25 protein-coding genes are annotated in these 24,024 nt (G+C 36.5%); 15 read left to right on the top strand and 10 right to left on the bottom strand.

Annotation, left to right across the window (positions count from 1 at the left end; all coding sequences use genetic code 11):
* Positions 1–52 precede the first annotated feature (52 nt).
* The 4 genes from TR08_RS16350 to TR08_RS16335 are packed head-to-tail and all read right to left on the bottom strand — an operon-like array spanning position 53 to position 4,918.
* Positions 53–1,117, bottom strand: coding sequence for a YheC/YheD family endospore coat-associated protein (locus TR08_RS16350; RefSeq protein ID WP_045519906.1), 1,065 nt, complete (start codon positions 1,115–1,117; stop codon positions 53–55).
* Entirely contained in the window at positions 1,111–2,478 is a 1,368-nt protein-coding gene (locus tag TR08_RS16345) for a YheC/YheD family endospore coat-associated protein (protein ID WP_045519903.1), read from the bottom strand. The genes TR08_RS16350 and TR08_RS16345 overlap by 7 nt, the downstream gene beginning before the upstream one ends.
* On the bottom strand, positions 2,456–3,553 hold the full coding sequence (locus TR08_RS16340; protein WP_045519901.1) for a YheC/YheD family endospore coat-associated protein: 1,098 nt from the start codon (positions 3,551–3,553) through the stop codon (positions 2,456–2,458). Before TR08_RS16340 ends, TR08_RS16345 begins: the two co-directional genes overlap by 23 nt.
* A complete protein-coding gene (locus tag TR08_RS16335) occupies positions 3,554–4,918 on the bottom strand; it encodes a YheC/YheD family endospore coat-associated protein (RefSeq protein ID WP_045519896.1) in 1,365 nt (454 codons plus the stop codon). It lies immediately after the preceding gene.
* A 177-nt stretch (positions 4,919–5,095) separates the two neighbouring features.
* Here TR08_RS16335 and TR08_RS16330 point away from each other — a divergent pair, with 177 nt between their 5' ends.
* From TR08_RS16330 to TR08_RS16310, 5 genes are all read left to right on the top strand, one after another.
* Complete coding sequence (locus tag TR08_RS16330) at positions 5,096–5,443, top strand: YlbF family regulator (RefSeq protein ID WP_045519893.1); 348 nt, start codon at positions 5,096–5,098, stop codon at positions 5,441–5,443.
* A 126-nt stretch (positions 5,444–5,569) separates the two neighbouring features.
* Positions 5,570–6,439 (top strand): Cof-type HAD-IIB family hydrolase, encoded by an 870-nt coding sequence (locus TR08_RS16325; RefSeq protein ID WP_045519891.1) that lies wholly within the window; start codon positions 5,570–5,572, stop codon positions 6,437–6,439.
* Between the two features lie 631 nt (positions 6,440–7,070).
* The gene (locus tag TR08_RS16320; RefSeq protein ID WP_045519888.1) at positions 7,071–8,582 is read left to right on the top strand and encodes a coproporphyrinogen III oxidase; all 1,512 of its coding nucleotides are present in this window, start codon (positions 7,071–7,073) and stop codon (positions 8,580–8,582) included.
* A 136-nt stretch (positions 8,583–8,718) separates the two neighbouring features.
* Positions 8,719–10,335, top strand: a complete 1,617-nt coding sequence (locus TR08_RS16315) for a long-chain fatty acid--CoA ligase (RefSeq protein ID WP_045519887.1) — start codon at positions 8,719–8,721, stop codon at positions 10,333–10,335.
* A 162-nt stretch (positions 10,336–10,497) separates the two neighbouring features.
* Positions 10,498–11,289: an enoyl-CoA hydratase gene (locus TR08_RS16310; protein ID WP_045519885.1), complete on the top strand. Its 792-nt coding sequence runs from the start codon at positions 10,498–10,500 to the stop codon at positions 11,287–11,289.
* Between the two features lie 46 nt (positions 11,290–11,335).
* On the opposite strand, the gene TR08_RS16305 is transcribed toward TR08_RS16310, so the two are convergent.
* Positions 11,336–11,521: a YhzD family protein gene (locus tag TR08_RS16305; RefSeq protein ID WP_045519883.1), complete on the bottom strand. Its 186-nt coding sequence runs from the start codon at positions 11,519–11,521 to the stop codon at positions 11,336–11,338.
* A 115-nt stretch (positions 11,522–11,636) separates the two neighbouring features.
* Between TR08_RS16305 and TR08_RS16300 the strand changes: the two genes are divergently transcribed.
* The 6 genes from TR08_RS16300 to TR08_RS16275 all read left to right on the top strand — a co-directional run bounded on the left by TR08_RS16300 (position 11,637) and on the right by TR08_RS16275 (position 19,412).
* Entirely contained in the window at positions 11,637–12,536 is a 900-nt protein-coding gene (locus tag TR08_RS16300) for an ABC transporter ATP-binding protein (protein WP_045519882.1), read from the top strand.
* The gene (locus TR08_RS16295; protein ID WP_045519881.1) at positions 12,529–13,782 is read left to right on the top strand and encodes an ABC transporter permease; all 1,254 of its coding nucleotides are present in this window, start codon (positions 12,529–12,531) and stop codon (positions 13,780–13,782) included. Before TR08_RS16300 ends, TR08_RS16295 begins: the two co-directional genes overlap by 8 nt.
* 113 nt (positions 13,783–13,895) lie before the next feature.
* Entirely contained in the window at positions 13,896–15,113 is a 1,218-nt protein-coding gene (locus TR08_RS16290; protein ID WP_045519880.1) for a metallophosphoesterase family protein, read from the top strand.
* 17 nt (positions 15,114–15,130) lie between these two features.
* Positions 15,131–18,133 carry an ATP-binding protein gene (locus TR08_RS16285; RefSeq protein WP_045519879.1) on the top strand — a complete coding sequence of 1,001 codons (3,003 nt, stop codon included), beginning with the start codon at positions 15,131–15,133 and terminating at the stop codon, positions 18,131–18,133.
* Between the two features lie 39 nt (positions 18,134–18,172).
* On the top strand, positions 18,173–19,117 hold the full coding sequence (yhaM, locus tag TR08_RS16280; protein WP_045519877.1) for a 3'-5' exoribonuclease YhaM: 945 nt from the start codon (positions 18,173–18,175) through the stop codon (positions 19,115–19,117).
* A gap of 106 nt (positions 19,118–19,223) precedes the next feature.
* On the top strand, positions 19,224–19,412 hold the full coding sequence (locus TR08_RS16275; RefSeq protein WP_045519876.1) for a sporulation YhaL family protein: 189 nt from the start codon (positions 19,224–19,226) through the stop codon (positions 19,410–19,412).
* A gap of 36 nt (positions 19,413–19,448) precedes the next feature.
* Here TR08_RS16275 and TR08_RS16270 read toward each other — a convergent pair whose 3' ends face one another.
* Positions 19,449–20,309 carry a peptidylprolyl isomerase gene (locus tag TR08_RS16270; protein ID WP_045519874.1) on the bottom strand — a complete coding sequence of 287 codons (861 nt, stop codon included), beginning with the start codon at positions 20,307–20,309 and terminating at the stop codon, positions 19,449–19,451.
* Between the two features lie 331 nt (positions 20,310–20,640).
* Between TR08_RS16270 and TR08_RS30360 the strand changes: the two genes are divergently transcribed.
* Complete coding sequence (locus tag TR08_RS30360; RefSeq protein WP_052427488.1) at positions 20,641–20,730, top strand: YjcZ family sporulation protein; 90 nt, start codon at positions 20,641–20,643, stop codon at positions 20,728–20,730.
* A gap of 39 nt (positions 20,731–20,769) precedes the next feature.
* Positions 20,770–20,880: a YjcZ family sporulation protein gene (locus tag TR08_RS16265; protein WP_152597437.1), complete on the top strand. Its 111-nt coding sequence runs from the start codon at positions 20,770–20,772 to the stop codon at positions 20,878–20,880.
* Between the two features lie 81 nt (positions 20,881–20,961).
* On the opposite strand, the gene TR08_RS16260 is transcribed toward TR08_RS16265, so the two are convergent.
* On the bottom strand, positions 20,962–21,141 hold the full coding sequence (locus tag TR08_RS16260; protein ID WP_045519871.1) for a hypothetical protein: 180 nt from the start codon (positions 21,139–21,141) through the stop codon (positions 20,962–20,964).
* Positions 21,142–21,318: 177 nt separating this feature from the next.
* On the opposite strand from TR08_RS16260, the gene TR08_RS16255 reads away from it, so the two are divergent.
* Positions 21,319–21,657: a DUF1878 family protein gene (locus tag TR08_RS16255; protein WP_045519870.1), complete on the top strand. Its 339-nt coding sequence runs from the start codon at positions 21,319–21,321 to the stop codon at positions 21,655–21,657.
* A gap of 3 nt (positions 21,658–21,660) precedes the next feature.
* Here the strand turns inward: TR08_RS16255 and TR08_RS16250 are convergent, their stop codons facing one another.
* Positions 21,661–22,236: an HTH-type transcriptional regulator Hpr gene (locus tag TR08_RS16250; RefSeq protein ID WP_045519869.1), complete on the bottom strand. Its 576-nt coding sequence runs from the start codon at positions 22,234–22,236 to the stop codon at positions 21,661–21,663.
* A 277-nt stretch (positions 22,237–22,513) separates the two neighbouring features.
* On the opposite strand from TR08_RS16250, the gene TR08_RS16245 reads away from it, so the two are divergent.
* Positions 22,514–22,702, top strand: coding sequence for a hypothetical protein (locus TR08_RS16245; protein WP_045519867.1), 189 nt, complete (start codon positions 22,514–22,516; stop codon positions 22,700–22,702).
* 60 nt (positions 22,703–22,762) lie between these two features.
* Here the strand turns inward: TR08_RS16245 and TR08_RS16240 are convergent, their stop codons facing one another.
* Positions 22,763–23,287, bottom strand: coding sequence for a tryptophan transporter (locus TR08_RS16240; protein WP_045519865.1), 525 nt, complete (start codon positions 23,285–23,287; stop codon positions 22,763–22,765).
* A gap of 140 nt (positions 23,288–23,427) precedes the next feature.
* Positions 23,428–23,847, bottom strand: coding sequence for an HIT family protein (locus TR08_RS16235; RefSeq protein ID WP_045519863.1), 420 nt, complete (start codon positions 23,845–23,847; stop codon positions 23,428–23,430).
* Positions 23,848–24,024: the final 177 nt, after the last annotated feature.

Genomic DNA, 24,024 nt, shown 5'->3' with positions numbered 1-24,024 from the left:
TAATGGTTACTATTAGCTTACGGGAAAAAATGAATACAATCCAGAATTAATTTCAGTTCGTTTTATTGCCAGTAAGCTGCAGAAACAATTGACATAGATGTTCAATTTTTCTTTCTTCAATGTCGGTCTCATCAAAGCTCATCGGTTTTGAGTTAACTTCGTATATATAGTACTGCCCTGATTGACTGAGCCCTATATCAATTGAAAATTCACCGAAAAAACCAAACTTTTCAGTTAGTGCTTTGCCAATGTGTTCGACAACGGCTTCAATAAAAATATCGTGTTCCTCGGTTTGTAGTTGCTTATATGGCAAGAGCCTTCCACCTGAAGGTATATGAGTGGTTATATCCTGTACTTGGGATTGTCTGATTCCGATTCCAGTAACCTGATAATGATCATTTTCGGAATGTGCAAGAATACGAAAATCAAACCTTTTTCCATCATATAGGCTGGACTTTATTTCCTCTTGAGCCAAATAGTTCTTCTCTCTAAGTTTGCTTTCCCACTCTTTCCAAAAATAATCAAATGTGACGAATTCGTCATTTTCTTGTAATCCTTTTATATAGACTTTTTTCTGTGTATCTAGTTCTAATTTAAAAATCCCATTCCCTCTTGCAGATTGAGAAGGTTTTAAGTAAATGGATTGGTATTGAGACAAAAATGCAGAAAGTTTATGTTTATGATTGGCTTGTATGGTTTCTGGCAGAAAGGTGTGAAGAAATGGGTGGTTTTTAAAGAGGTGATAAAGCTCAGATTTATCAATAAATCCTGGATTAAAAAAGGGAATATTTTTCTCTTTCAAGAAAGAAAAAAACGTACTGCTTTTTAATTCCTCTTCTGACCTTCGGAAGGGTATTCGGTTATAAACAAGATCTGGAAAAGGAGAGTTTATTCTTTCCCATCCATTCTTTTCTGGAATAAATATGAACCCATCAATTGAATCTTCATGAACTCCATCCGGTGTAAAGATAAAGCTTACTCCATTAAGTGAAATAAGCTTTTTTTGCAATTCAATAAAAAGTGTGCCATTCCCTGCAATCGAGCCATCCTTTTTCCGTGCAGTCAAAATTCCGATAACGGGAACCAGTCTTTTGCTCCATGGATTGATGATTACCATTTGATAACATCCTCAGGGTGAAGAATGGATTGTTCAGTCAAAAATACGGCAAAAGCCATTGATAGCTTACATGTGAGTTGATCGAAATCCTTTAGTGCTGGGTGACTGAAAATAGATCTCCCTGGTTTAGAATTTGCTTCAAATAACCAGACATCACCATGTTTATCAATTCCTAAATCAAAACCAATCTCTGCAATAATCCCTTCCATGTTATTAGCGATGCTGTTACTTAACAGAAGGGCGGCATTTACGAGCTTTTCTGTATGAAGGTTACACTCTTCCTGCTGAAAAATTTCTGCAAGTGTTTTAATTTCCCCGCCACTTCTAGCATGGGTAGTCACGCTGCCACGCCCTGCTATTTTTGCAGCCAATGCTGTGACATGCCATACACCCGCATCATCTTTATTGGTGTGAATACGAAAATCAATGGGTCTCTGTTCATGTCGCAATAAGTGAATTCCTTGTTGAACAATCATTTTGTCTAAATTACGATTAGCAAAAACGGTCTGAAACAATCCTTCTAAAGACGAAAATCTCCGTAGACGATTTACACCATCACGGTCTTGATAGCGGCAGTAATATTCGTCTTGAATTTTATCATATAAGATTTGATGAACACCTAACCCTAGGCTTCCATTTATTGGTTTTAGATAGATATGACCATATTTGGAAAGCATATTTTCAATCATTGAAAAGGATGTAAATGGATGTGTTTCTGGGAGATAAATAGTGACTGAATGGTCCTGTTGTAATCTTTCATAAATATCAAGCTTGCTGAAAAAGCCGGGATTATACCATGGAATAAGATATTCCTTTTGCAAAATTTCTTTCACTTTTACTAGTTTAGGGTTTCTTTCACTTTTTCGATTCGGCAGTCGATCATAAATAACATGTGGAAATGGCACCTCAATCGTCAGCCAATTGTGATCGTGATAAAAATACCCATTAATTGTCCCCTTATCCCAGTTAATATGCTGTTCTCCAAAAACAAATGGAATCGCACCAACTTTAGTTTTTACCGATAATAATTTAGAGAAAAAGTTAGTTCTGTCACCTAAAGGGCGGAGTGGGAATGGAGTGAAGCCAGCTGTAAATATTCCTACTAGAGGTCCAATATTAAGGACATGATGTTCTACAAATACATGCAATTTTATTGCAAAATCCGGAAAGTGTAGTTTTTTTTGAACTTCATTGCTTATCACAATAGAATTATTTTTATTAGGATGAGGTTTAAAGTCAGCTTCGATTGCCCTTGATCCAAATGCAATTTTTTTAATAACCTTATCCTTCAAGAGCTCATGAGGACAATATACAACTAATTGGCTGTTTTTAGCAATTTCAATGGTATAGCGTTTTCTCATAGTAGCTCTTCCTTTCTTTATAATCAGATTGAGTAAGGTATTTTCCATATAGAAGTGGGGCAAGGAATAAGGTTTCTTCTAAATCTGGCTCTGTTTGTAAAACTACTTTTCTTCCTGGCTTTGAGTTAACATCTAGGATCCAAAGGGCTCCATTCTTCGCCATTCCGATATCGATACCAATTTCAAATAACGGCAAAATTTCCCTTTCAAGGATTTTTGGGAGATTGGTTGTTATAAAATTTAACTCCGAACAAATGTATTCTTTGCTAGCTTGTGTGGAGGACCAGGAAGTAAAGTCAAGCACCGAGCCTCCGGCACTTAAGTTTGAAAGAATACCTCCAGTATTTCCAATGCGAATTCCCTTTCCACGCTCTACCCAGACACCTTTTTCGTCTTTCTGAAGTAGAATTCGAATATCAAATGGCTGTGAAGAAGGATTAGATAATTCAAGATAGGGCTGGAGTAGGTATGGCCGAAAGTTAATTAAGGGTTGCAGCCATTGAAATAACTTTGTCTCATTTGGAAAAATTCTTGAGATAATTTTCTTATTCTTTTCGGTTTTGACATGGATGGTTTTATTGTTTTTCTTTAAATAATAGATCCCGTAACCTTGAGAGCCATTTATTGGTTTAATAATGATTTTTTTCTGTTTGTATAAGGCATTTGCTACTTGTGCGCAATCTTTAATTGACTGTGAGTGGGGTAAATAGGGAGATAATCGAGAGTTGGATAATGTTTCATATAATTCTAGTTTATTAGGCAGCCCAAAGCCTAGAAAAGTAATATCATCTCTGCTTTTTAACCAAGAAACAATGGGGATACATTGCTTTGAATGTTCATCATCTCCGTAAAAACAGCGATCATAGATGAGGGAAGGGATTGGAAATTCACCGTCAACCCAACTCTGTTTTGTTGCACAAAAGCGTCTCCCTTGGACTTGTTTGGTAAGCGGATGAATAGAAGAAGGTAGAAAGTGGTAACACTCCATGCCGCAAGAATGACTGCGTGCAGCTATTTCGTGAATATACGATGCTTCACTTTCTATGTTTAAGGTTATTATTCCAAAGGTTTTCATCTATGAATCCTCCATTTCTGAGGTTGAATCTAATGCAAGCTTAGTACAAAACTGAATAATTGCTTTGGCAGATGGTCTTATTTTCATTTGACCATCTTCAAAGTTTTTCGATGGCTTTGAATTAACTTCAATAAGCCAAGGTTTACCATTTTGGTCGATTCCAATATCGATTCCGAGTTCTCCAGTGATTCCAGAAATCTTTCTTTCAATGATCATGGCTGTTTCGATGGCTAAATCTTTCATTTGAGTAATTACCAACTTAGCATCGCTAATACTCATGTTATCTATTAGCGCGTTTATTGGAGTCATTATTTCCCCGCCCCTAGCAATATTCGAAACAAACTCATTTTCTGCAGAAATCCGGGCAACCACAGAGGTGACAACCCAGTTGTTTTGTTGATTTTTGTGACATAGTACTCTATAGTCCATCCCTCTAAATTGATAGGTAAGGAGTGGGATTCCCTGTTGGATAATGTAGATTTTGTTTTTCAACAAGGGTTTTAGAAGCTGATATGTCTCCTCAAAGGTAAGGTTAACTTGCTTGTTTTCTAATTGTGTTGTAACGGAAGATTCTAATGAAAAATGGTTATTTTCTTTTTGTAGTTTGAATATGTTTCTCCCTTGACTTCCATGTACAGGTTTAATAAAAACAGTTTCATATTTTTTTGCAAAAGCTATTAGATTATCCTTTGTGAAAATATTTGTATCTGGTATATAAGAATGAAGATGATTTTCATTGATTAAGTGCTCATGAACCTCCCATTTTGAAAGAAAGCGATCATTAAAAATAGGGATACTTAACTCAGCAAGCGTGTTGCGAAATAAATGATATTCTTTACCAAATTCTAACCTGCGTGAATGGATCCGATTATAAATAACATCAGGAAGGGGTAGTTCTGCAGGCTTCCATTTTCCATCGTCAAAGTAATATCCTTGGAGAGAGAATTCTGGATAGGAAAAAACATAAAGGAAACCTGCCTTGTCTGTTACGCCATGATGAAGTTCTTCACAAAAACTGTGGATTGAACGAAAATAGGGTTCCTCATTTCCTTTGTTTTGTGTAAAATCTGTTACCAATCCAATGACTGGTCCTAAAAAAAGTGAATTAATTTCCTTTTTATATATGGCATGAAATTTATATCCTTGAATCGGTAAACAAAAATACCGAAATAGATTTTCAGGGAAATGAATCTCGTTAGGGTTCATTTCTACAGTACGTATTTCTACTTTCACCATTTTCTTTCCTACAGAAATCTTAATATCGTGTGTTTCAAGTTGTAGTTGTTTCAACAGTTGAGAGGACATCTGAGCAAAAATGTCTGTACTGTTAGCTGATTCCATAGGAACAATTGTGATAGGGGGCATAGTCACTCCTCATTTATTGGCGAATATGTGTTAAAAATAGGCATTAGTTGATATGGTATCGTATGTTATCGCCTAATGGATGGTGATTCATAATTGGAGCCTTATTGAACATTCTCGCATTTACCAACATAGTTTGTTATAGTTATTAAGATTATTTTCATAAGAGGAGTGGGAACAATGTCCGTTAATTTATACGATGCAGCTTATGCATTAGAAAAAGCTATTCGTCAAAGTGTTGAGTATAAACAATTACAGCAAATGTATAATGAAGTAAATGCAGACCCAGCAGCAAAAAATATGTTTGATAACTTCCGCAAAATTCAAATGAGTTTACAACAAAAACAAATGATGGGGCAAGAAATATCAGAGCAGGAAGTCCAGCAGGCGCAAGCAACGGTAGCACTTGTCCAACAAAATGAAAAAATCTCTCGACTCATGCAGGCAGAACAGCGGATGGGCATGATTATTGGGGAGCTAAATCAACTAATTATGAAGCCTTTAGAGGAACTATACGGAAATTTATAAGAACGTAACAAAAGCTTTCGGTTTTTCCGGAAGTTTTTTTCTTTTCTAATGCACTTGTTCTATCTTTGGGTGAAAAATCATAAAAGTGATATAAGGGTATCTTCACCAAGAACAGGGGGCAGCGTAATGATTTATCGTTTGCTTGCATTAAATATTGATGGAACTCTATTACAAAGTAACGGGAAAATTCATAAGTCAACTAAGGAAGCTATTGATTATGTTCAGCAAAAAGGAATTTATGTAACTCTTATGACATCACGAAGTTTTCCCTCAGCCAAGAAGGTTGCAAGGGCATTAAAAATAAAAAACCCGCTAATCACTCATCAAGGTGCCTTTATTGCAAATATCCAAGATAAACAAAATTATGTCCAAAGAATTAACGAGAATATTACTTATGATGCAGTTCGTTTTCTAGAAGGTATGCCCTGTCAAATTAGGCTGGTACATGAACAATTTTCTTTAGCAAATAGGCTGAAATTAAACAACAATTTGTTGGCAAAAACCGTTTTTACATCAGGTGATCCTGTTTTTTATTCTCAGCAATTTGTTTCGTCACTAAGTGAATACTTACATGATCAACCTGTTACTCCACCGAAAATTGAGGTTTATTTTGAAGAGGAAAGTGACCTTCAGGATGCGAAACAGGCTATTGAAAAGATGTTTACAGAAATTGAAACCATTCAATTAGACAGGTTGCGATTAGATATTGTCGCAGCAGGTGTTTCAAAGTTAAAGGCGTTAGCCTATCTTGGAAGCCACCTTGGTATCCAGCTAAAGGAAATGGTCGTAATCGGTGAAGGCTTAGATGATATTCCAGTGATTGAAGCAGCAGGGTTAGGCGTTGCAATGTGGAATGCCGAATTCGAGGTAAAAAGAGCCGCGGATTGGGTAACCAGATCAAGAAATGAGAATGGTGTAGCCTATATGGTTAAAGAACACTTCAGAAAACAACAGCCAATTGAGTTTTTAAGGAAAATGAATATCATTAAAAAGTGAGGAAGGAGACATCATCGTATTCATGCGGTGATGTCTCTTTACTTTGAGAGCCCGGAAACAGCAAAAAGAAGAAAGAGTGGTCACTCATAGGGGTTATGAGAGCCCGGAAACAGCAAAAAGGAGAAAGAGTGGTCACTCATAGCGGTTATGAGAGCCCGGAAACAGCAAAAAGAAAAAAGAGTGGTCACTCATAGCGGTTATGAGAGCCCGGAAACAGCAAAAAGGAGAAAGAGTGGTCACTCATAGCGGTTATGAGAGCCCGGAAACAGCAAAAAGGAGAAAGAGTGGTCACTCATGGGGGTTATGAGAGCCCGGAAACAGCAAAAAGGAGAAAGAGTGGTCACTCATAGCGGTTATGAGAGCCCGGAAACAGCAAAAAGAAGAAAGAGTGGTCACTCATAGCGGTTATGAGAGCCCGGAAACAGCAAAAAGAAGAAAGAGTGGTCACTCATAGCGGTTATGAAAACTTGAAAACAGCAGTCAATGATTTCCATTGTATTGACCTTATAATATTGATTCTGTAAACTTAAAGGAGTTTTAAATAGTGTCTAGCTCAGCGCCAAGGGGCTCGTCTTATGCTTATCGCTCCTGGTCAAGGCGCTTCCGCTTTTCATAGAAAAAGGTGATTTTTGTGCGAATTAGTGTTTTAGGTTTAGAAGATGAACGATTTGACAGGACATTGCAGCTCATCGGAAACTTATTTTTCGAAGAAACCGAGATTATAATAGTTAAAGATGAAGATGTAGATTTAATTATAAATTTTTCTTTAGTAAATAACCACTTTATTTATGTTACAGCTGTTCTCAAAGATAAAGAAGGAAATTCCGTTACGGAGAGCTATGAAAAGGAATTCAAGCCTGTGCATTCAGAGAAGGAAAAATTCAAGCAGATCAAAAATGCAGTTGCTCATGTTTATTTAGTCCTTTTACAGAATTGGACAGGTATCACCCAAAAGTGGGGAATCTTAACTGGGATTAGACCAACCAAGCTATTACATCGTAAAGTACAGGAAGGTATTCCTCAAGAAATAGCCCACCAGCAATTAAAAGATGATTACCTAATTACAGATGAAAAGATCAATATCATGCAGCAAATTGTTGACAGGCAGTTAGCCATTGTTCCAGATCTCTATTCACTTCAAAAAGAAGTTAGCATTTATATCGGTATTCCATTTTGTCCAACAAAATGTGCATACTGTACATTCCCGGCCTATGCAATAAACGGCAGACAAGGATCCGTTGATTCGTTTTTAGGTGGTCTTCATTATGAAATAAAAAAAATCGGTGAATGGTTAAAGACAAAGGGTATACAGATTACAACTGTTTACTATGGCGGCGGTACACCTACTAGTATTACGGCTGAAGAAATGGATATGCTTTACGAAGAAATGTATGCTTCATTCCCGGACGTTGAAAAGATACGTGAGATTACCGTTGAAGCGGGTCGTCCGGATACAATTACCCCTGAAAAATTAGAGGTATTAAAGAAATGGAAAATAGACAGGATTAGTATTAATCCACAATCCTATACCCAAGAAACATTAAAAGCTATCGGGAGACATCACACGGTAACGGAAACAATTGATAAATATCATTTAGCAAGAGAAATGGGCATGAACAATATTAATATGGATCTCATTATTGGTCTGCCAGGTGAAGGGATGGCTGAATTTACACATTCACTTGCTGAAACAGAAAAGCTAATGCCCGAATCCTTAACCGTTCATACCTTATCGTTCAAACGTGCATCAGAAATGACGAAAAACAAGGATAAATATAAAGTGGCAGGTCGTGATGAAGTAGAACAAATGATGAATCTTGCCCAAGAATGGACAGGTAATCACGGATATGTTCCCTATTATCTCTACCGACAAAAAAACATTCTTGGTAATCTTGAAAATGTTGGCTACGCATTTCCAAATCAAGAAAGCATATATAATATCATGATTATGGAAGAACAGCAGACGATTATTGGGCTTGGATGTGGAGCAGCAAGTAAATTTATCGACTCAAAAACAGGGAAAATTACCCATTTTGCTAATCCTAAAGATCCTAAAACATATAATGAAAGCTTTGAAGCTTACACGGAAGAAAAAATGAAAATATTAGATGAAATTTTCTCTGAAAGAGGATCTCTTGCTTAATAGGCAGGAGATTTTTTTATCCGAAATTGGGTCTTTAATAGAGGAAATGTCATAAACTTGACGAATATTTTATAGGATAACAGTCATAGGATACTATGATTTGAAAACGCTTTCAGTTAGGGAGGGGATTTTAGCAATGATGCAAACACCTTTAACAATGCCACAGATGATTGAAAGAGCAGAAAAGTATTTTCCAAAGAAGCAAGTAGTTTCTAGAACAGCAAGCGGCATTCACCGTTTTACGTATAAACAAATCGGTGAAAGAACGAGAAGGTTAGCAGATGGTCTAAAAAAACTAGGTGTAGAAAAAGGTGATAGGGTAGGAACACTTGCATGGAACCATCATCGCCATCTAGAAGCATATTTTGCGATTCCGTGTATCGGTTCTGTCCTTCATACGATTAACATCCGTCTTTCTCCACAGCATATTTCTTATATTATCAACCATGCAGAAGATAGTGTCCTCTTAGTAGACCCTGACTTAATTCCATTACTTGAAAAATGTGCATCTGAGCTAAAAAGCGTTAAGGCTTATGTAATCATGACAGACGACAAGGTACTTCCTGAAACCACACTTTCACCAATCTATCATTACGAAGATCTATTAGCTGAAGCAAATCCAAATTTCAAATATCCTGAAGATATAGAAGAAAATGATCCTGCTGGAATGTGCTATACATCTGCGACTACAGGACATCCAAAAGGAGTCGTATACTCCCATAGAGGGATTTTTCTTCATAGTATGGCTTTAGGGCTTGCAGATAGTGCGGCAATGAGTGAAAAAGATATTGCCTTACCAGTGGTGCCTATGTTCCATGCCAATGCATGGGGAATGCCATTTGCAGCTGTATGGTTTGGGACATCCTTAGTGTTGCCGGGACCATATTTTACACCAAAACTACTTGCAGAACTTATTGAAAGTGAAAAAGTTACCATAACTGCGGGTGTCCCAACGATTTGGCTTGGTTTGTTAAAAGAACTTGATGAGGGCTCTTACGACCTTAGTAGTTTAAGAGGAGTACTTTGTGGCGGTTCAGCAGCTCCTAAAGGGATGATTAAGGCATTTGAACAACGTCATAACATCCCATTCTTACATGCATATGGTATGACTGAAACAAGCCCGCTAGTGGTTATTTCAACATTAAAAAGCTATCAGGAAAATTTAGATTATGAGGAAAGACTAGAAATAAGAGCAAAGCAAGGTGTCTTAGTTCCTGGATTAAGCATTAAAATTGTCGGCAAGGATGGAGAAGTGGCTTGGGATGGCAAAGAAATGGGAGAATTATGCATCAAGGGTCCGTGGATTGCCTCCGAGTATTATAAGGATGAGAGAACAGAAGATGCATTTCATGACGGCTGGCTTCACACAGGTGATGTAGTAACGATTGACGAGGAAGGGTTTGTAAAAATAGTCGATCGAACAAAAGATTTAATTAAGAGCGGTGGCGAATGGATCTCTTCCGTGGATATAGAAAATGCCTTAATGGCCCATGAATCGGTGTTTGAAGCGGCAGTAGTTGCTGTCCCGCATGAACAATGGCAGGAAAGGCCGTTTGCTTGTATTGTGTTAAAAGACGGATATAAAGATATGGTGACAAAGGAAGAGTTAATTGAATTTTTAACGCCCCAGTTTGCTAAATGGTGGCTTCCTGATGAAATCTTGTTCTTAGAGGAAATTCCGAAGACTTCTGTTGGGAAGTTTTTAAAGATGACATTAAGAGAGCAGGTACAAAAGGAAGTACTAAGGAAGTAAGTTTTTAAAAGGACAAAGAGGCTGCTCTTTGTCCTTTTAGTCGTAAAAATAGTTATAGTAAGTAGCGATAGTGAAAATTCCCTATATTATGAAAATTTATTTTTTATCACTGCAATTCAAGCTATAATGGAAATGAATATAAGTTTATGGGAGGCGTTTGGGGTGACGATTAATTTTGTAACGGATAAGGTAAAGGTGAGGGTGAACGGACGGGTTGCAACAGTTGAAATGAATAGACCGGACGCGTTAAATGCACTCGATGTGGAGATGATAAGGGGACTTGTCAGCAAACTAAAGGAAATATCTGAATCGGATGATGTTGATGTTGTCGTTTTAACAGGGAATGGCAGAGCTTTCTCAGCAGGAGGAGATATTAAAACGATGCTTTCTGACTTGGATGAAAGCGGATTCTACCCTGTGATGGATTGTATTAGTGAATTAATCATGACTCTTTATAGTATTCCCAAATTGACAATTAGTGCTGTAAATGGTGCAGCTGCAGGACTTGGATTCAGTCTAGCATTGGCCACTGACCACATCATAGCTGACAATACGAGCAAACTAGCAATGAATTTTATCGGGATTGGTTTAATACCAGATGGTGGTTCCCACTTCTTTTTAGAAAAAAGATTAGGAGAAATTAAGGCAAAGCAGGTCATTTGGGATGGTAAAATGATGAATGCAAAGGAAGCTTTTGAACTAGGGTTGATTCAGGAAGTTGCCGAAGGAAACCTAGAAGAAACTTTAGACGCTAGAATATCGGATTGGCTGCAACGTCCTGTTCAGGCTATGATAAAAACGAAAAAGATACTAGCAGATATGAACCGCCCACAATTACTTAAGATATTAGAATTAGAAAAACAAGGACAATTAAATATGCGTCGAACTTTTGATCACCAAGAAGGAATTCGAGCATTTATTGAAAAGAGACCAGCAAAGTTTATCGGAAAATAAATAAAAGAAAAAAGAAGCATTTGTTGCTTCTTTTTTCTTTTAAAAATTAAGAATGGAACAGCAAAAGCTTTCCACTTGGTGATGTACAGCGATGTGTTTTCTCAAGTAAATTCTTTTCTGATAACAGCTTTTCTGCTAATTTTTTTGCTGCCGCGTCATCATCAGCTTGAAACGCTTCATCTGCTATTTTTTCCCCATTTGCTTCAAAGGCAGTTAATTTGTAAGTTTTCATCCTTTATCCTCCTAAGTGTTAATTGATATTATAATATTTGCATAATTCTTGATATTTTGCAAAAGTGAAACTTTTCCAGAGGAATTTCGTAGTAATTTTGAGAGGGGGAATTCGTATGGTTTTAAAACTTGAACATGTAACAAAGCGATTTGGCAGTTTTACGGCTGTTAAGGATTTATCCATCGTTATACCTGAAAAAGAAATGTTTGGCTTTTTGGGAGCAAACGGTGCAGGGAAAACGACAACGTTTCGGATGATTTTAGGGCTGCTGGATTCTAGTGATGGAAGAATTACCTGGGATGATCAGCCAATCAATTATTCCACAAGCCATTTAGTTGGCTATCTTCCTGAAGAAAGAGGTTTATACCCAAAATTAAAGGTCAGCGATCAAATTGTCTACCTTGCGAGATTAAGAGGTATGCTGAAAAGTGAAGCAGTTTCTGAATTGAAATATTGGCTGGAGAGATTTAAAGTTCCAGAATATGAAAATAAAAAAGTAGAAGAGCTCTCAAAAGGAAACCAACAGAAAATTCAATTCATTGCGGCGGTAATACATAAACCCAAATTATTGATTCTCGATGAGCCATTCAGCGGTTTGGATCCTGTTAACGTTGAAATGCTTAAAGAGGCAGTTCTTTTATTAAAGGAAAATGGAACGACCATTGTTTTTTCAAGCCATCAAATGCATCATGTAGAAGAGATGTGTGAGCATCTTTGTATTATGCATAAAGGAACCCCAGTAGTACACGGTTCTTTAAAAGAAATAAAACGTGCCTTTGGTAAAAAGAACCTTGTTATTCATGCTGATTTTCCATTGGATTCTCTGAAAGATTATCCAGGGGTGGTTAAGACTAAAACCACAGCAGAGGGAATTCATCTCCAAATCGATGGAGAATACGTTGCTGAAAAAATTCTTAAAGATATAGTAAACAAAGGATTCATCAGAAAATTTGACCTTGAAGAGCCTTCTTTAAATGATATTTTTATCGAGAAAGTAGGTGATTCCTATGAATAAGTTTTGGATTATTTTATTCCATACGTATTTAAATAAATTAAAAACAAAGTCATTTTTGATCACAACATTGTTGACGGTAGTCATCACTTTAGCGTTGACCAATATGAGTAATATTATTGAAGTTTTCGATAAAGGAGGCGGTAAAGAAAAGGTTGCGGTTTTAGATGAAACAGGTCAGCTATATGTACCGCTTAAAGAACAAATGAGTGCATTAAATAAAGACCTTCAACTGACAGAGTTTGACGGCTCTGAAAAAGAGGCTGAAAAGGCAGTAGAAGAGGGAGAATATGCAGGAATTGTCCAGCTTCGTTATGATGCAGAACAATTGCCTGAAGCTACATACAAAGCAATGAGTGTAGCGGATTCATCAATATTTTCCGATCTTCAGACAGGGCTTCAGCAAATGAAAACAATGCTTGCAGCTTCAAAAATTAACCTAACACCAGAGCAGCTCCAACAACTATATGAACCAGTTTCTTTCGAGAAAATTGCTCTTGAAGAAAACGCAAAAACGGAAGAAGAATTGAATCAGGCTCGGGGACTGGTTTATGTCCTGCTGTTTATCATCTATTTTGCAGTAATCATGTATGCTAATATGATTGCAATGGAAGTGGCGACAGAAAAGTCATCGAGAGTGATGGAAATCTTGATATCTAGCGTATCACCGATCAAGCAGATGTTTGCAAAAATACTGGGTATTGGTCTGTTAAGCTTAACTCAGCTTGCAGTACTACTATCAGTAGGTTATTTCTCCATAAAACGGAATTTGTCTTCTCTAGAAGGTGGTTTTTTTGATGCATTTGGATTTGGTAATATTTCGTTATCAACCATTGCGTATGCTGTTGTTTTCTTTATCTTAGGGTATTTCCTCTATGCTACCCTAGCTGCCTTTTTAGGTTCGCTCGTCAGTAGGATTGAGGATGTTCAACAAATGATTACACCAATGACCTTACTTGTTGTGGCAGGATTTATGATTGCGATGTTTGGTCTTGGAAAGCCAGATTCTCCATTTATAGTCATAACATCGTATATACCATTTTTCACACCCATGATTATGTTTTTACGTGTAGGAATGCTGAATATTCCTGTTTGGGAAGCTGCATTAGGGATTTCAATCCTATTGGGGACAATAATTTTCTTAGCAGTATTTGGTGCCCGTGTTTACCGTGGCGGTGTACTAATGTACGGAAAATCAAATTCCTTCAAGGATATAAAAAAGGCTCTGCAATTAACCAAAAACGAATAAATTTTAAAAGCTTTGCCTAAAATGGCAAAGCTTTTTTAAAATTTCTATTCAGAACGTGCATTCGGTTTTTGTGGGTGTTACAATAAAGAAAAACTCACTGAAAGGAGCATTCTATGAAACAGATATCATTTTTACACGCTGCAGATCTGCATTTGGACAGTCCTATGGTTGGCTTAAAGCATTTGCCTGCTAACATCCTTTCAAGAGTGAGAGGGAGTACGTTCGCAGCATTAGAAAGACTTACAGCAGCAGCTATTGATCATAACGTAGATTTTGTTATTTTAGCCGGGGATTTATATGATGGTGAAGATAGAAGCTTACGTGCACAATCACGCTTCCGGAATGAAATGCAAAAGCTTTCACAAAAGGAAATTCCCGTTTATGTTATTCATGGAAACCATGATCATTTAAATGGCTCATGGGTACATCTTGATATGCCCTCGAACGTTCATTTCTTTGGCAGTGAAGTGGAAATGAAGGTATTCCATACAAAACGTGGCGAGACAGTCCATCTATATGGATTTAGTTATCTTCAGCGACATATTCTTGATAAAAGAATCGATGACTATCAAAAACATGATCCTGCCGATTTTCATATTGGAATCCTTCATGGGAATGAAGGTGGAGGAACGGACCACGATAATTACGCCCCATTTTCTATCAAGGATCTCCTTGAGAAACAATTCGATTATTGGGCTTTAGGACATATCCATAAACGGACAATATTATCTGAAACGCCGCCAATCATTTATCCTGGTAACCTCCAAGGACGTAATAAAAAGGAATTAGGGGTAAAGGGATGTTATCATGTTACGTTAAATGAATTCGAAACCAAAAAGGTATTTGTAGAAACTTCTGACGTGGTATGGGAGGAAGTTTCGGTCGATACCGCTTCCGCACAAAATTTTCAAGAAATCTTTCAATTGTGTCAACTTACAATCGAACGGCTGCGTAAAGCCGGTATTGGTACTCTACTAACCTTGAACCTAAAAAATGTTCAATTGGATGATTTCCAAGAGCAAAAAATCCTGGATATAGAACTTCTTGAGTTATTGTTAGACTATGAAAATGATGAAGAATCATTTGTTTGGATCGTTAATTTGAACCTAGAGGATAACCAGCAGATTGATAGAAAAAATTTAATGAATGAAGCTGATTTTTATTCGGAGCTTTTTGCAACAATCGATGACTATCAGAATCCCGAAAATGCAATAGCACCATTATATGAACATCAACTGGGCAGAAAATATTTAAAAAGTTTAACGGAAAGCGAACAGAGAGAATTAATGGAAAAAGCTGAGAAACTTTTAATTGGATTATTGTATCAATAGAGAAGGGAGATGATTGGTTGAAAATCCAAGAGATACATATATACGGCTATGGTCAAATAAATAATGTAGTCATAAAGGACTTTTCTGACTTTCAAGTGTTTTATGGTGAAAATGAAGCAGGAAAATCCACGATCATGGCATTTATTCATGGAATTCTATTTGGGTTCCCAACGAAGCAATCTTCGGAGCTGCGCTATGTGCCGAAAAACGGATCAAATTATGGCGGTAAGCTAAGAATTTTCTTTGATGAGTTTGGACTTGCCACTATAGAGAGGGTTAGAGGAAAGGCTTCTGGGGACGTTATGGTAACGCTAGAGGACGGGATGACAGGAGATGAGACCCTTCTTAAGCAATTACTAGGAAATATGGATAAAGGGTTATTTCAAGCGATTTTTTCATTTAATTTACATGGCCTGCAAAATATCCACCAAATGAAAGGGGAGGAATTGGGCAAGTTTTTATTTTCAACTGGTACACTCGGAACAGAACGACTAGCGAAGACTGAGGCAGAACTCCAGAAAGAATTAGAAGCCCGTTTTAAACCGAGTGGGAAGAAGCCGGTGGTAAATGAAAAACTAAAAGCCCTTCACGAACTTAGTGGTGAACTAAAAAAAGCAGCCGGCAAAAATCAAGAATACGAAGGATTGATCTCAGATAAAGAAAAGATACAAAAAGAAGTAGAGAGAATAAGTAATTCTCTGCAGGAATTAAAGGGCGAGGTTGAAAAATTAAATGAGTGGCAGAGGATCCATTCACTCGTCAAAGAGGAGAGATGGATCAATACTGAAATCAAGTTATTAGGGGAATATTCATTCCCTGCTAGAGGTGTTGAACGACTAGAAAAAATAAATCAGCTAATTTACCCCTATAATGCTCAGATTTCAAGTTTAATGGAAAGAATCACTCAATTAAAAAATGAAGTTGCCTCTATACAGCCAGAAAAGCAATTGCTTGCTAATGAGTCCCAGATTCTTGCTGTATTAGAGAAGGTGCCCATTTATGAACAGCTGACTTTAGAAAAACAACAATGTGAATTGAAATTGGTTGATTTGGAAGAAAAAATCTCCATCATAAACGAAAGACTACACTTACCTTTAAAAGAAGAAGAAGTCCAGACGATAAACACGAATATATATATAAAAAATCAAGTAGAGCAGGCAGCACGAAAAAAGCAAAAGCTTTTAGATGTAAAACAGGATCTTGAGGAGAAATTTCGAGAAGAAAAAAACTCTCTTGAGGAGCTAGAAGGAAAAGTTCGCTTTACAGAAAGCCAAATGATCCCACTTCATGAAAGAGCAAGGCTTGAAAAGTTAGTAAGTGAGGAAAGTGAAAAAAGAAAAGTCGAATACGATTTAAAGGCAGTCCAAGACAAAATAGAGTATTATCAACATACTCATGAACAAGATAAAAAAACATTGGCTAAGATCAATAAGCAAAAACAAATTCAATTCTTAACCATTGGAGCGATATTGCTGGTTCTATCACTGTATGGCTTGTATACAAAGCAATGGATACTGTTAGTTTTTTGTGTATTAGGAAGCTTTCTAATTGGAGTTTTCCTTAGTAAAAACCTTACTCGTAAAAATGAATCAAAGAGCAATCAGGAACTAAGTCGGTTGTTAGAAAATGAAAAAAAGTTAATGCAAAAACTAGAGGAATATATAAATAGTAACATCCCAGCCATTCTAGAAAAATTAAATCAAGATAATCACAGGAAAGAGCAGCAACAGCTATTAAAGATAAAGCTCGAACAGCAGCAAACTCAATATGAAAAAGTAATCAGGAAATTTGAGGAGTGGGAAATCGAAGCAGCAGAAAATAAGGAAATGATAGTAAAACTGAGCAGTGAACTTCATATACCGGAATATATTGCCCATTCTTTTTTCCTTGAAGCATTTCAGCTAATTGAACAATATAAACTAGTAGGAAGAGAAAAAAAGAATTTGTTAGCAAGGTTGGAAAAAATTAGCCTTGAACAGGAAAACATTACGAAAAGACTCACTTCTTACTCAAACCAATATTTAGTAGACCAAGCTAGTGATTTTTCAAAAATTGGGTATTTATTACGGAACAAACTAAAGGAAGAACATGGAAAGTTAATAAAAATTCAAGAAAAGCAAGGAAAGCTTGATGACCTTGAGGCAGATCTTAATCAAATGAAACTGGAGCAAGCACATCTAATCGCAGAAAAGAAAAAACTCCTTGAAGAAGCCAATGTAGAGGAAGAAGAGGCATACTATAAGCTTGGTAAAAAAGTCGAAAAAAAGATAAAGCTCATCGAAAGGCTTGCAGACATAAGTAAGCAGGTACAATCCTCTTTCCTAAAGCAAGTCGAGATAGAAAGATTGTTTCAAATTCATAATGTAGAAGGACTATTAATCGATTATCATGAAGAGAAAGAAACGTTATCATCTAGATTAATTGAACTGCAGGAAAAACAAGCCGCTGCTAACTATCAGATTCAAATTCTTGAAGAGGGAGGATCCTACTCTGAGTTACTTCACCACTATAAACAGCAAAAGTTTGAGATAGTGGAAGCTGCAAAAGAATGGTCAGTATTTTGTTTAGCACAAAACATACTATCAAAAACGGTTGAAAAGTATAAAAACGTCCATTTGCCTAGAATGCTTGCTAAAGCAGAGGAATACCTTTACTTTCTTACCGAGGAACAATATGAGCGTATACACCTTCAACAGTCCGGAACTGGTTTTCTGATTGAAAGAAGTGATCACACTCTATTTGAGGCAAATGAGTTAAGTCAAGCTACTACGGAGCAAGTATACGTTTCTATTAGATTGGCGCTGGTGGTCACACTTTACGAAAAGTATCGTTTTCCCATTATCATCGATGATAGCTTTGTGAATTTTGATGCTAACCGAACCAAAAAGGTGATGGAGCTTTTAACAACGCTTAAAGATAATCAAATATTATTTTTTACCTGTCATACACATTTACTTCAGTATTTTCAACCAGAAAAGGTTCAGTATCTTCATAAAGGGAATGTCGAAGTAATTTCATAGAGAATGTTATACTTGTATTATTGGGAAGGAGCGAGAGAGATGAATAAAGGAATTCTACAATATGATTTTGGAGTACAGGTGGATCTGTATTTACTTATAAAAAGCGCTACAAAAGGGATTGCAAGTAATGGAAAGCCATTCTTAACACTTATCCTTCAAGATCAAAGTGGTGAGATCGAAGCAAAACTCTGGGACGCCAACGAAGAGGATGAAAAGAATTACACTGGACAAAAAATTGTTAAAATTATCGGGGATATTCATAATTATCGTGGTAAAAGCCAGCTGAAGATCCGGCAGATTCGAAGAACAGGACCAAGTGACTCCGTTAAATTGGAAGATTTTTTAGAGACGGCTCCATTAAGCCAAGAGGACATGACCAGCACACTGACACAATATATTTTTGATATGAAAAATCCAAATATCCAAAGAATTACCCGCCATTTATTAAAAAAACATCAGCAAGCGTTTTTAGAGTATCCAGCTGCAACAAAGAATCATCATGAGTTTGTGTCAGGACTTGTCTATCACGTTGTTAGTATGCTTGATCTAGCCAAATCCATTGCAACACTTTATCCTAGTCTTGATAAGGACTTACTCTACGCAGGAGTGATCTTACATGATATGGGGAAGGTGGTAGAATTATCGGGACCAGTTTCTACTGTTTATACAGTAGAAGGAAATTTACTTGGTCATATTACAATTATGGTAAATGAAATAGGCAAAGCTGCTGAGGAGCTCGGGATATCTGGTGAGGAAGTGTTAATACTCCAACACCTTGTATTAAGTCATCACGGAAAGGCGGAGTGGGGCAGTCCAAAGCCGCCATTAATTAAAGAAGCAGAAATTCTCCACTATATCGATAATCTTGACGCAAAAATGAACATGCTCGATCGTGCCTTAGAGAGAGTTAAGCCTGGAGAATTTACTGAACGGGTATTTGCTTTAGAAAACCGCTCGTTCTATAAACCACTATTTCATAAATAAAATAACCCGACTGGGTTATTTTTTTTTGCACATAAGAATATTTATCTATAACTCGAATATGTTGTATAAAAAAGTGGACAACCACTAGCGAAAGGAGTAAAAATTAATGACTATTCCAATTTGGGTATATGCAGTCGTGGCTGGTATTGTAATAAGTGCATTGATGGCCATCAAAACAGGCAGAGAAGAACGTATGTTAGAAATGGAGAATATTGAAAAAGAGGGAGAAATTTATTTAACCCGGCTTGAACAAGAAAAGGAACGGCGTGACGGAGAAAGAGCGGCTGCGGAATAAAAAAACAGAAGGGAGCTCCCTTCTGTTTTTTTTTTCTTATTGTGCTGCAGTTGCTGGCTCTAGTGCGTTCTTCAAGTCTTTGTCACTTATTTTTACTTTTGCTTCTTTAATTTCTTTTTGCATGATTTCATTAATCTTTTCATTCGTTAATTTTGAAGATTTTAATTCTTTTTCCATTTGATCTTTCATTTCTTCAAAGGACTTCTTTTCTTTTTTGTCTGTTAGTTGAATGATATGATATCCAAATGATGTCTTAACTGGTGCACTGATTTCATCTTTTTTAAGTGCATATGCTGCAGCTTCAAAATCAGGATCCATTGCTCCTGGACCAAACCAGCCTAAGTCACCGCCAGCTGCTTTAGCCGCTTCGTCGGTAGAGTAAGTATTGCTGACGTCCTCGAATTTTTCTCCTGCATCAAGCTTTTGCTTCACTTCTAATGCAGTCTTTTCATCAGCAACAAGAATATGACGAGCCTTAATTTCAGGCTTATAGTTATCGTAGTATTCCTTTACTTCTTTATCTGTTACTTTGATTGATTTCATGGCAGCTTTTTCCTGCATCATGCCGAGTTTCATCGTCTCTTTAAAGGCTTCTTCATCTGCGTAACCGTATTGTGCTAGTGCAGCTTCAAAGTTGTCTCCAAGCTGCTTTTTTAATTCGGCAACTTTGGCATCCAATTCTTTGTCGGTTACTTCGTATTTCTCAGCTAGGACTTTTTCATAGACAAGCTGTTGTAATGCTTGTGCCCCTACCTTTTCCTTCATTGCTTCATAAAGTTCATCCTGTGTAATATCTCCAGCACTGCTTTCTGCTACAGTAGAACCGCCGCTTTGATTACATGCGCTTAAGGCAATAACCCCGCCAGCAAATGTAAGGGCTAACATCCATTTTTTCATGAGGAACCTCTCCTAAACAGTAAATTCTTGTGGGTTTTTGTCCACAAACTATACTATACCATAAATGGTAACCACTGCAAAAAATTTCTGTGTATTTGTTTCTCGAATTCTGGGCATTTACCTATTGCGAATTCAGAATTCGTACATACGATAACATGTAATAAAAAAAAAGAACTATTCAACTGCCCATCGGCTAAACGTATTGTTTTCTATGGATGATTACCCATTAAGAAAAAGGTGGACTTTTTCTAAAGAAAATAAGGTAAGCGCCTAGTCGAAATGTTTAAAGCTTGAATAGTATAACGTAGTAAATAATAAAGGAGGTATTACGATGAGTGGTGGACACGGAGCAGGATTTGCATTGATTGTAGTCCTATTCATTCTATTGATTATTGTTGGAGCATCTTGGATTTGCTGTTAATGGAATATATATAATGATGCAGACAACAGCTTACCATTTATGAAAGGGGAGAAATGTGTGTCTGGTACATTTGGTTTCCACGGTGGAGGATTTGCTTTAATAGTAGTCCTTTTCATCCTATTAATAATTATTGGGGCTTCTTGGCTATAACCTGAAAACAAATTAAAAGCGATGAGAAATTTCTCATCGCTTCTATTTTTGTGTAACCATGCAAAATTACATAAAGTAGGCCTATGTATACAAAATTTCCACATAGGAAGAAATCAATAATATCGTGACAAGTACATTAATTGTACGAAATACTTTATGCTGGCGTTCTTCTGGAATATCCTTTTGAATACAAAGGGAATTGGTCATCTTGTTAACATAAAACAAAATAAAAATGGCCAAGACAATAAAAATGGAGATCATCAACGATTCCCTCCCTGATGTTCATTTATGTTAATACATTATCAAAAATTCACAAAAAAAGATAGTTAAAAGGAATGGTAGAAAAGTAGGAAATAACTTTTTAAAAAGTATATCTCTGCCTGAAAAGGGTAAATAATGAACATAGGAATGTAAAGCAGTGACCGGAGGTCGAAGTCAATGGATTATTATATTGAATTACAAGCCCGAGTGAATCTTCTCGAATACCATCAAAGGTTGCTTTTAAAGATGCTAGCTGCCCCAAATCTTGAATTCTATAGATTGGTAATAGAGAATGGAATTTCAGAACAGGAAGTAGAGGCATTCGACCAACTATGTGAGAATTTGAACAAAAAAATGGAAGAACAAAAAGCGGAAGGGTTTATAAATTTTCATCCGCTTTTTAATGAGTTTCTATATTTATTACCGGAAAAACTTGACGCAAAGGAAGTAGTTCAAGCTTGTATAGAGCAACACCTATACGAAGCCCTTTTTAGAGAGTTTATTAAATGTCTTTAAACATCAAGAGAGTTCTTGTTCTGTTTTCTCCATCTTCTTAAGTTTTCCATCATCTTCTTTAAATTCTGTTTCAATATTTTGAAAAGAACGTTCAAAGATCTCCATAAAGTCCTCGCCATAAATATTGCGAACAATGGCCATCATTTCAATAATATCGGGAAACTTCCCATATAATTCTCTTAATGGCAGGGCGCCAGAAAATGCGGCATTGCCTGTAGGCTGATAGGATTCCATAATTTTTAGAAAGATATCTTCACCTTCAGGGGTGAGCTGAATATACGTATTCCGTTTATCGTTTTCTTTCTTTGAAAATTGAAGCAATCCTCTTTCTTCTAACTTTTTTGAAAAATTAAATGCTGTTGAGACATGCATGACACCAAACTTTGCCACATCTGAAATGGAAGCCCCATTTAAATGATATGCAATCCAAAGAATATGATGTTCATTAATATTTAAATCAAAAGGCTTTATCCATTGCTGCCAATCCTTCTCAATCGATTTCCACAAGGCTTTACTTAATTGTCCAATCCTTTGGGTAAATAGCATCGCTTCTTTCAATGAATACTGTTTCTCCGACATCCCCATTTTCACCTACTTTTTTATTTCTCTATTAACATTATGCCAATAAAATAAAAATTAATAAAGATGTAAATTCACAAAATTTTTAGAAATTACGTTTTTTTCTACTTGATATTTATATTTTTTTATTTTTAGTACTAATCTGAAAAGATATTTCTTCTTTATTTTACGTTTTTTCTCCTAATAATTCCAACCTTTTGAATATTCAACATAGGGAAGGACAGAAAAACATATTAATGATAGTATCAACTCTTGGGTCTTCAATAGGGGGTAGTATATGAAAAGCGTAATTTCGGTTCTTTTTTTACTAAGTATATTGCTTTTTGCCGGTGCTATTTGGAATACGTTAGCTTTAAAAAGACCAGGGTTTTATCCACCTAAACAAGTTTTAAAAAAACGTGCATCAGCTTTAGCTGGCGGTGGAGGTATAATTTTGGTTGTGACCATTATTTTATCAAGGTTTTGATCATTCATATTAGATGCTTATAGAAAGAAAAGAACCTTTCTGAGGTTCTTTTCTTTTGTGTTATTTTGAAATGGCAATAGATGATGATTTAGTTCTTTTTACAACTGAAAGAGCAACTGGATACAAAATAACCATAATTATTGTGTTCAGTGCAATTGCAGGTAAAACACCAGCAGCAAAAAGTGCTGTGAAAGAACTTGGTAATCCTACAATGAAATATGCTGCTCCCAAAAAGACAGAGCCTGAAACTAATGTCCCAACTGCAGTTAAGATAGCAACACTAATAATTGAGCTTCGGTATTGCCTTAATGCCAAAAATAAACCAAAAAAGATCAAGGCTGTTATCGGCTTATCAATGATGTTCGGAAGCTGACCACCTGGAAAACCGGTTGTGAGCGCTGATAATCCTCCGGTTACAATAGACAATAGCATAACACTTTTAATATCTGGAATAAGAATAATTCCCAAAAACATCATTGCCAGCATCATATCTGGTTTAATTGTAAGAAAGGCCGGCATTACCGTGTGCAACACTACCCCAATTCCCGCCAAAAGCGATAGGACTACTAGATTCTTTGTATTCATTTCTCATCTCTCCTCTGCTGAACTCAGCTATTTGTTCCTCCTGTAGTGCGCTAAATGCCTACAGCGAAAAACTTGTTATCATTATAGCACAGGAATAATAGAATAATAAAGAAATAATTTTCAGATAATTTAATCCTTCTTTATAAGTGCTTACTGATATTTTCTGCCATCTCTCTTAGTGTTTGTTGAGAATAATCGCTCGTATTTGTTTTCCATACGGCGCCAAATCCATCCCCTTGACCATAGCGTGGAATTAAATGCATATGGAAGTGATAGACCGTTTGTCCCGCATGTTCACCGTTATTATTAACTAAATTTAAACCAAGGGGCTTATATTCCTTTTTTAAGGCATTTGCAATTGCCGGTACAGATTCAAAAAGGTTTTTAGCGATCTCAGGAGTCAGTTCAAACAAATTCTCTTTATGGACTTTAGGAATAACTAGTGTATGTCCTTTTGTTACCTGACTAATATCTAGAAAGGCTAATACATGTTCATTTTCAAATACTTTTGCTGCTGGGATATCACCATTAACAATTTTACAAAAGATGCAATCACTCATTTAATAAACAACCCCTTTACTAACTTTTATCCGTATTTTACCATATATAGCCGCAATAAAAAAGAAAGAGACAGGATCCGCATGGAATCCTGCCCTCTCGAAGGGGAATTGCTTCATATTATACGTTCATTCAGGAATTACGTTTGATAAACACCTCATTTGATAATTTAGTGTTTT

The organism is Neobacillus niacini (assembly GCF_000759675.1).
Lineage (GTDB): Bacteria > Bacillota > Bacilli > Bacillales > Cytobacillaceae > Neobacillus > Neobacillus niacini_A.
Note: the sequence above shows the minus strand (reverse complement) of the source record. Positions and strands in the feature narration are given on the sequence as shown.

What these genes read in the sequence shown, in the direction of transcription:
- TR08_RS16350 (WP_045519906.1), bottom strand. Translation starts at nt 1,117, where the DNA reads ATGGTAATCATCAATCCATGGAGCAAAAGACTGGTTCCCGTTATCGGA.
- TR08_RS16345 (WP_045519903.1), bottom strand. Translation starts at nt 2,478, where the DNA reads ATGAGAAAACGCTATACCATTGAAATTGCTAAAAACAGCCAATTAGTT.
- TR08_RS16340 (WP_045519901.1), bottom strand. Translation starts at nt 3,553, where the DNA reads ATGAAAACCTTTGGAATAATAACCTTAAACATAGAAAGTGAAGCATCG.
- TR08_RS16335 (WP_045519896.1), bottom strand. Translation starts at nt 4,918, where the DNA reads ATGCCCCCTATCACAATTGTTCCTATGGAATCAGCTAACAGTACAGAC.
- TR08_RS16330 (WP_045519893.1), top strand. Translation starts at nt 5,096, where the DNA reads ATGTCCGTTAATTTATACGATGCAGCTTATGCATTAGAAAAAGCTATT.
- TR08_RS16325 (WP_045519891.1), top strand. Translation starts at nt 5,570, where the DNA reads ATGATTTATCGTTTGCTTGCATTAAATATTGATGGAACTCTATTACAA.
- TR08_RS16315 (WP_045519887.1), top strand. Translation starts at nt 8,719, where the DNA reads ATGATGCAAACACCTTTAACAATGCCACAGATGATTGAAAGAGCAGAA.
- TR08_RS16305 (WP_045519883.1), bottom strand. Translation starts at nt 11,521, where the DNA reads ATGAAAACTTACAAATTAACTGCCTTTGAAGCAAATGGGGAAAAAATA.
- TR08_RS16300 (WP_045519882.1), top strand. Translation starts at nt 11,637, where the DNA reads ATGGTTTTAAAACTTGAACATGTAACAAAGCGATTTGGCAGTTTTACG.
- TR08_RS16295 (WP_045519881.1), top strand. Translation starts at nt 12,529, where the DNA reads ATGAATAAGTTTTGGATTATTTTATTCCATACGTATTTAAATAAATTA.
- TR08_RS16290 (WP_045519880.1), top strand. Translation starts at nt 13,896, where the DNA reads ATGAAACAGATATCATTTTTACACGCTGCAGATCTGCATTTGGACAGT.
- yhaM (WP_045519877.1), top strand. Translation starts at nt 18,173, where the DNA reads ATGAATAAAGGAATTCTACAATATGATTTTGGAGTACAGGTGGATCTG.
- TR08_RS16275 (WP_045519876.1), top strand. Translation starts at nt 19,224, where the DNA reads ATGACTATTCCAATTTGGGTATATGCAGTCGTGGCTGGTATTGTAATA.
- TR08_RS16270 (WP_045519874.1), bottom strand. Translation starts at nt 20,309, where the DNA reads ATGAAAAAATGGATGTTAGCCCTTACATTTGCTGGCGGGGTTATTGCC.
- TR08_RS30360 (WP_052427488.1), top strand. Translation starts at nt 20,641, where the DNA reads ATGAGTGGTGGACACGGAGCAGGATTTGCATTGATTGTAGTCCTATTC.
- TR08_RS16265 (WP_152597437.1), top strand. Translation starts at nt 20,770, where the DNA reads ATGAAAGGGGAGAAATGTGTGTCTGGTACATTTGGTTTCCACGGTGGA.
- TR08_RS16260 (WP_045519871.1), bottom strand. Translation starts at nt 21,141, where the DNA reads ATGATCTCCATTTTTATTGTCTTGGCCATTTTTATTTTGTTTTATGTT.
- TR08_RS16255 (WP_045519870.1), top strand. Translation starts at nt 21,319, where the DNA reads ATGGATTATTATATTGAATTACAAGCCCGAGTGAATCTTCTCGAATAC.
- TR08_RS16250 (WP_045519869.1), bottom strand. Translation starts at nt 22,236, where the DNA reads ATGTCGGAGAAACAGTATTCATTGAAAGAAGCGATGCTATTTACCCAA.
- TR08_RS16245 (WP_045519867.1), top strand. Translation starts at nt 22,514, where the DNA reads ATGAAAAGCGTAATTTCGGTTCTTTTTTTACTAAGTATATTGCTTTTT.
- TR08_RS16240 (WP_045519865.1), bottom strand. Translation starts at nt 23,287, where the DNA reads ATGAATACAAAGAATCTAGTAGTCCTATCGCTTTTGGCGGGAATTGGG.
- TR08_RS16235 (WP_045519863.1), bottom strand. Translation starts at nt 23,847, where the DNA reads ATGAGTGATTGCATCTTTTGTAAAATTGTTAATGGTGATATCCCAGCA.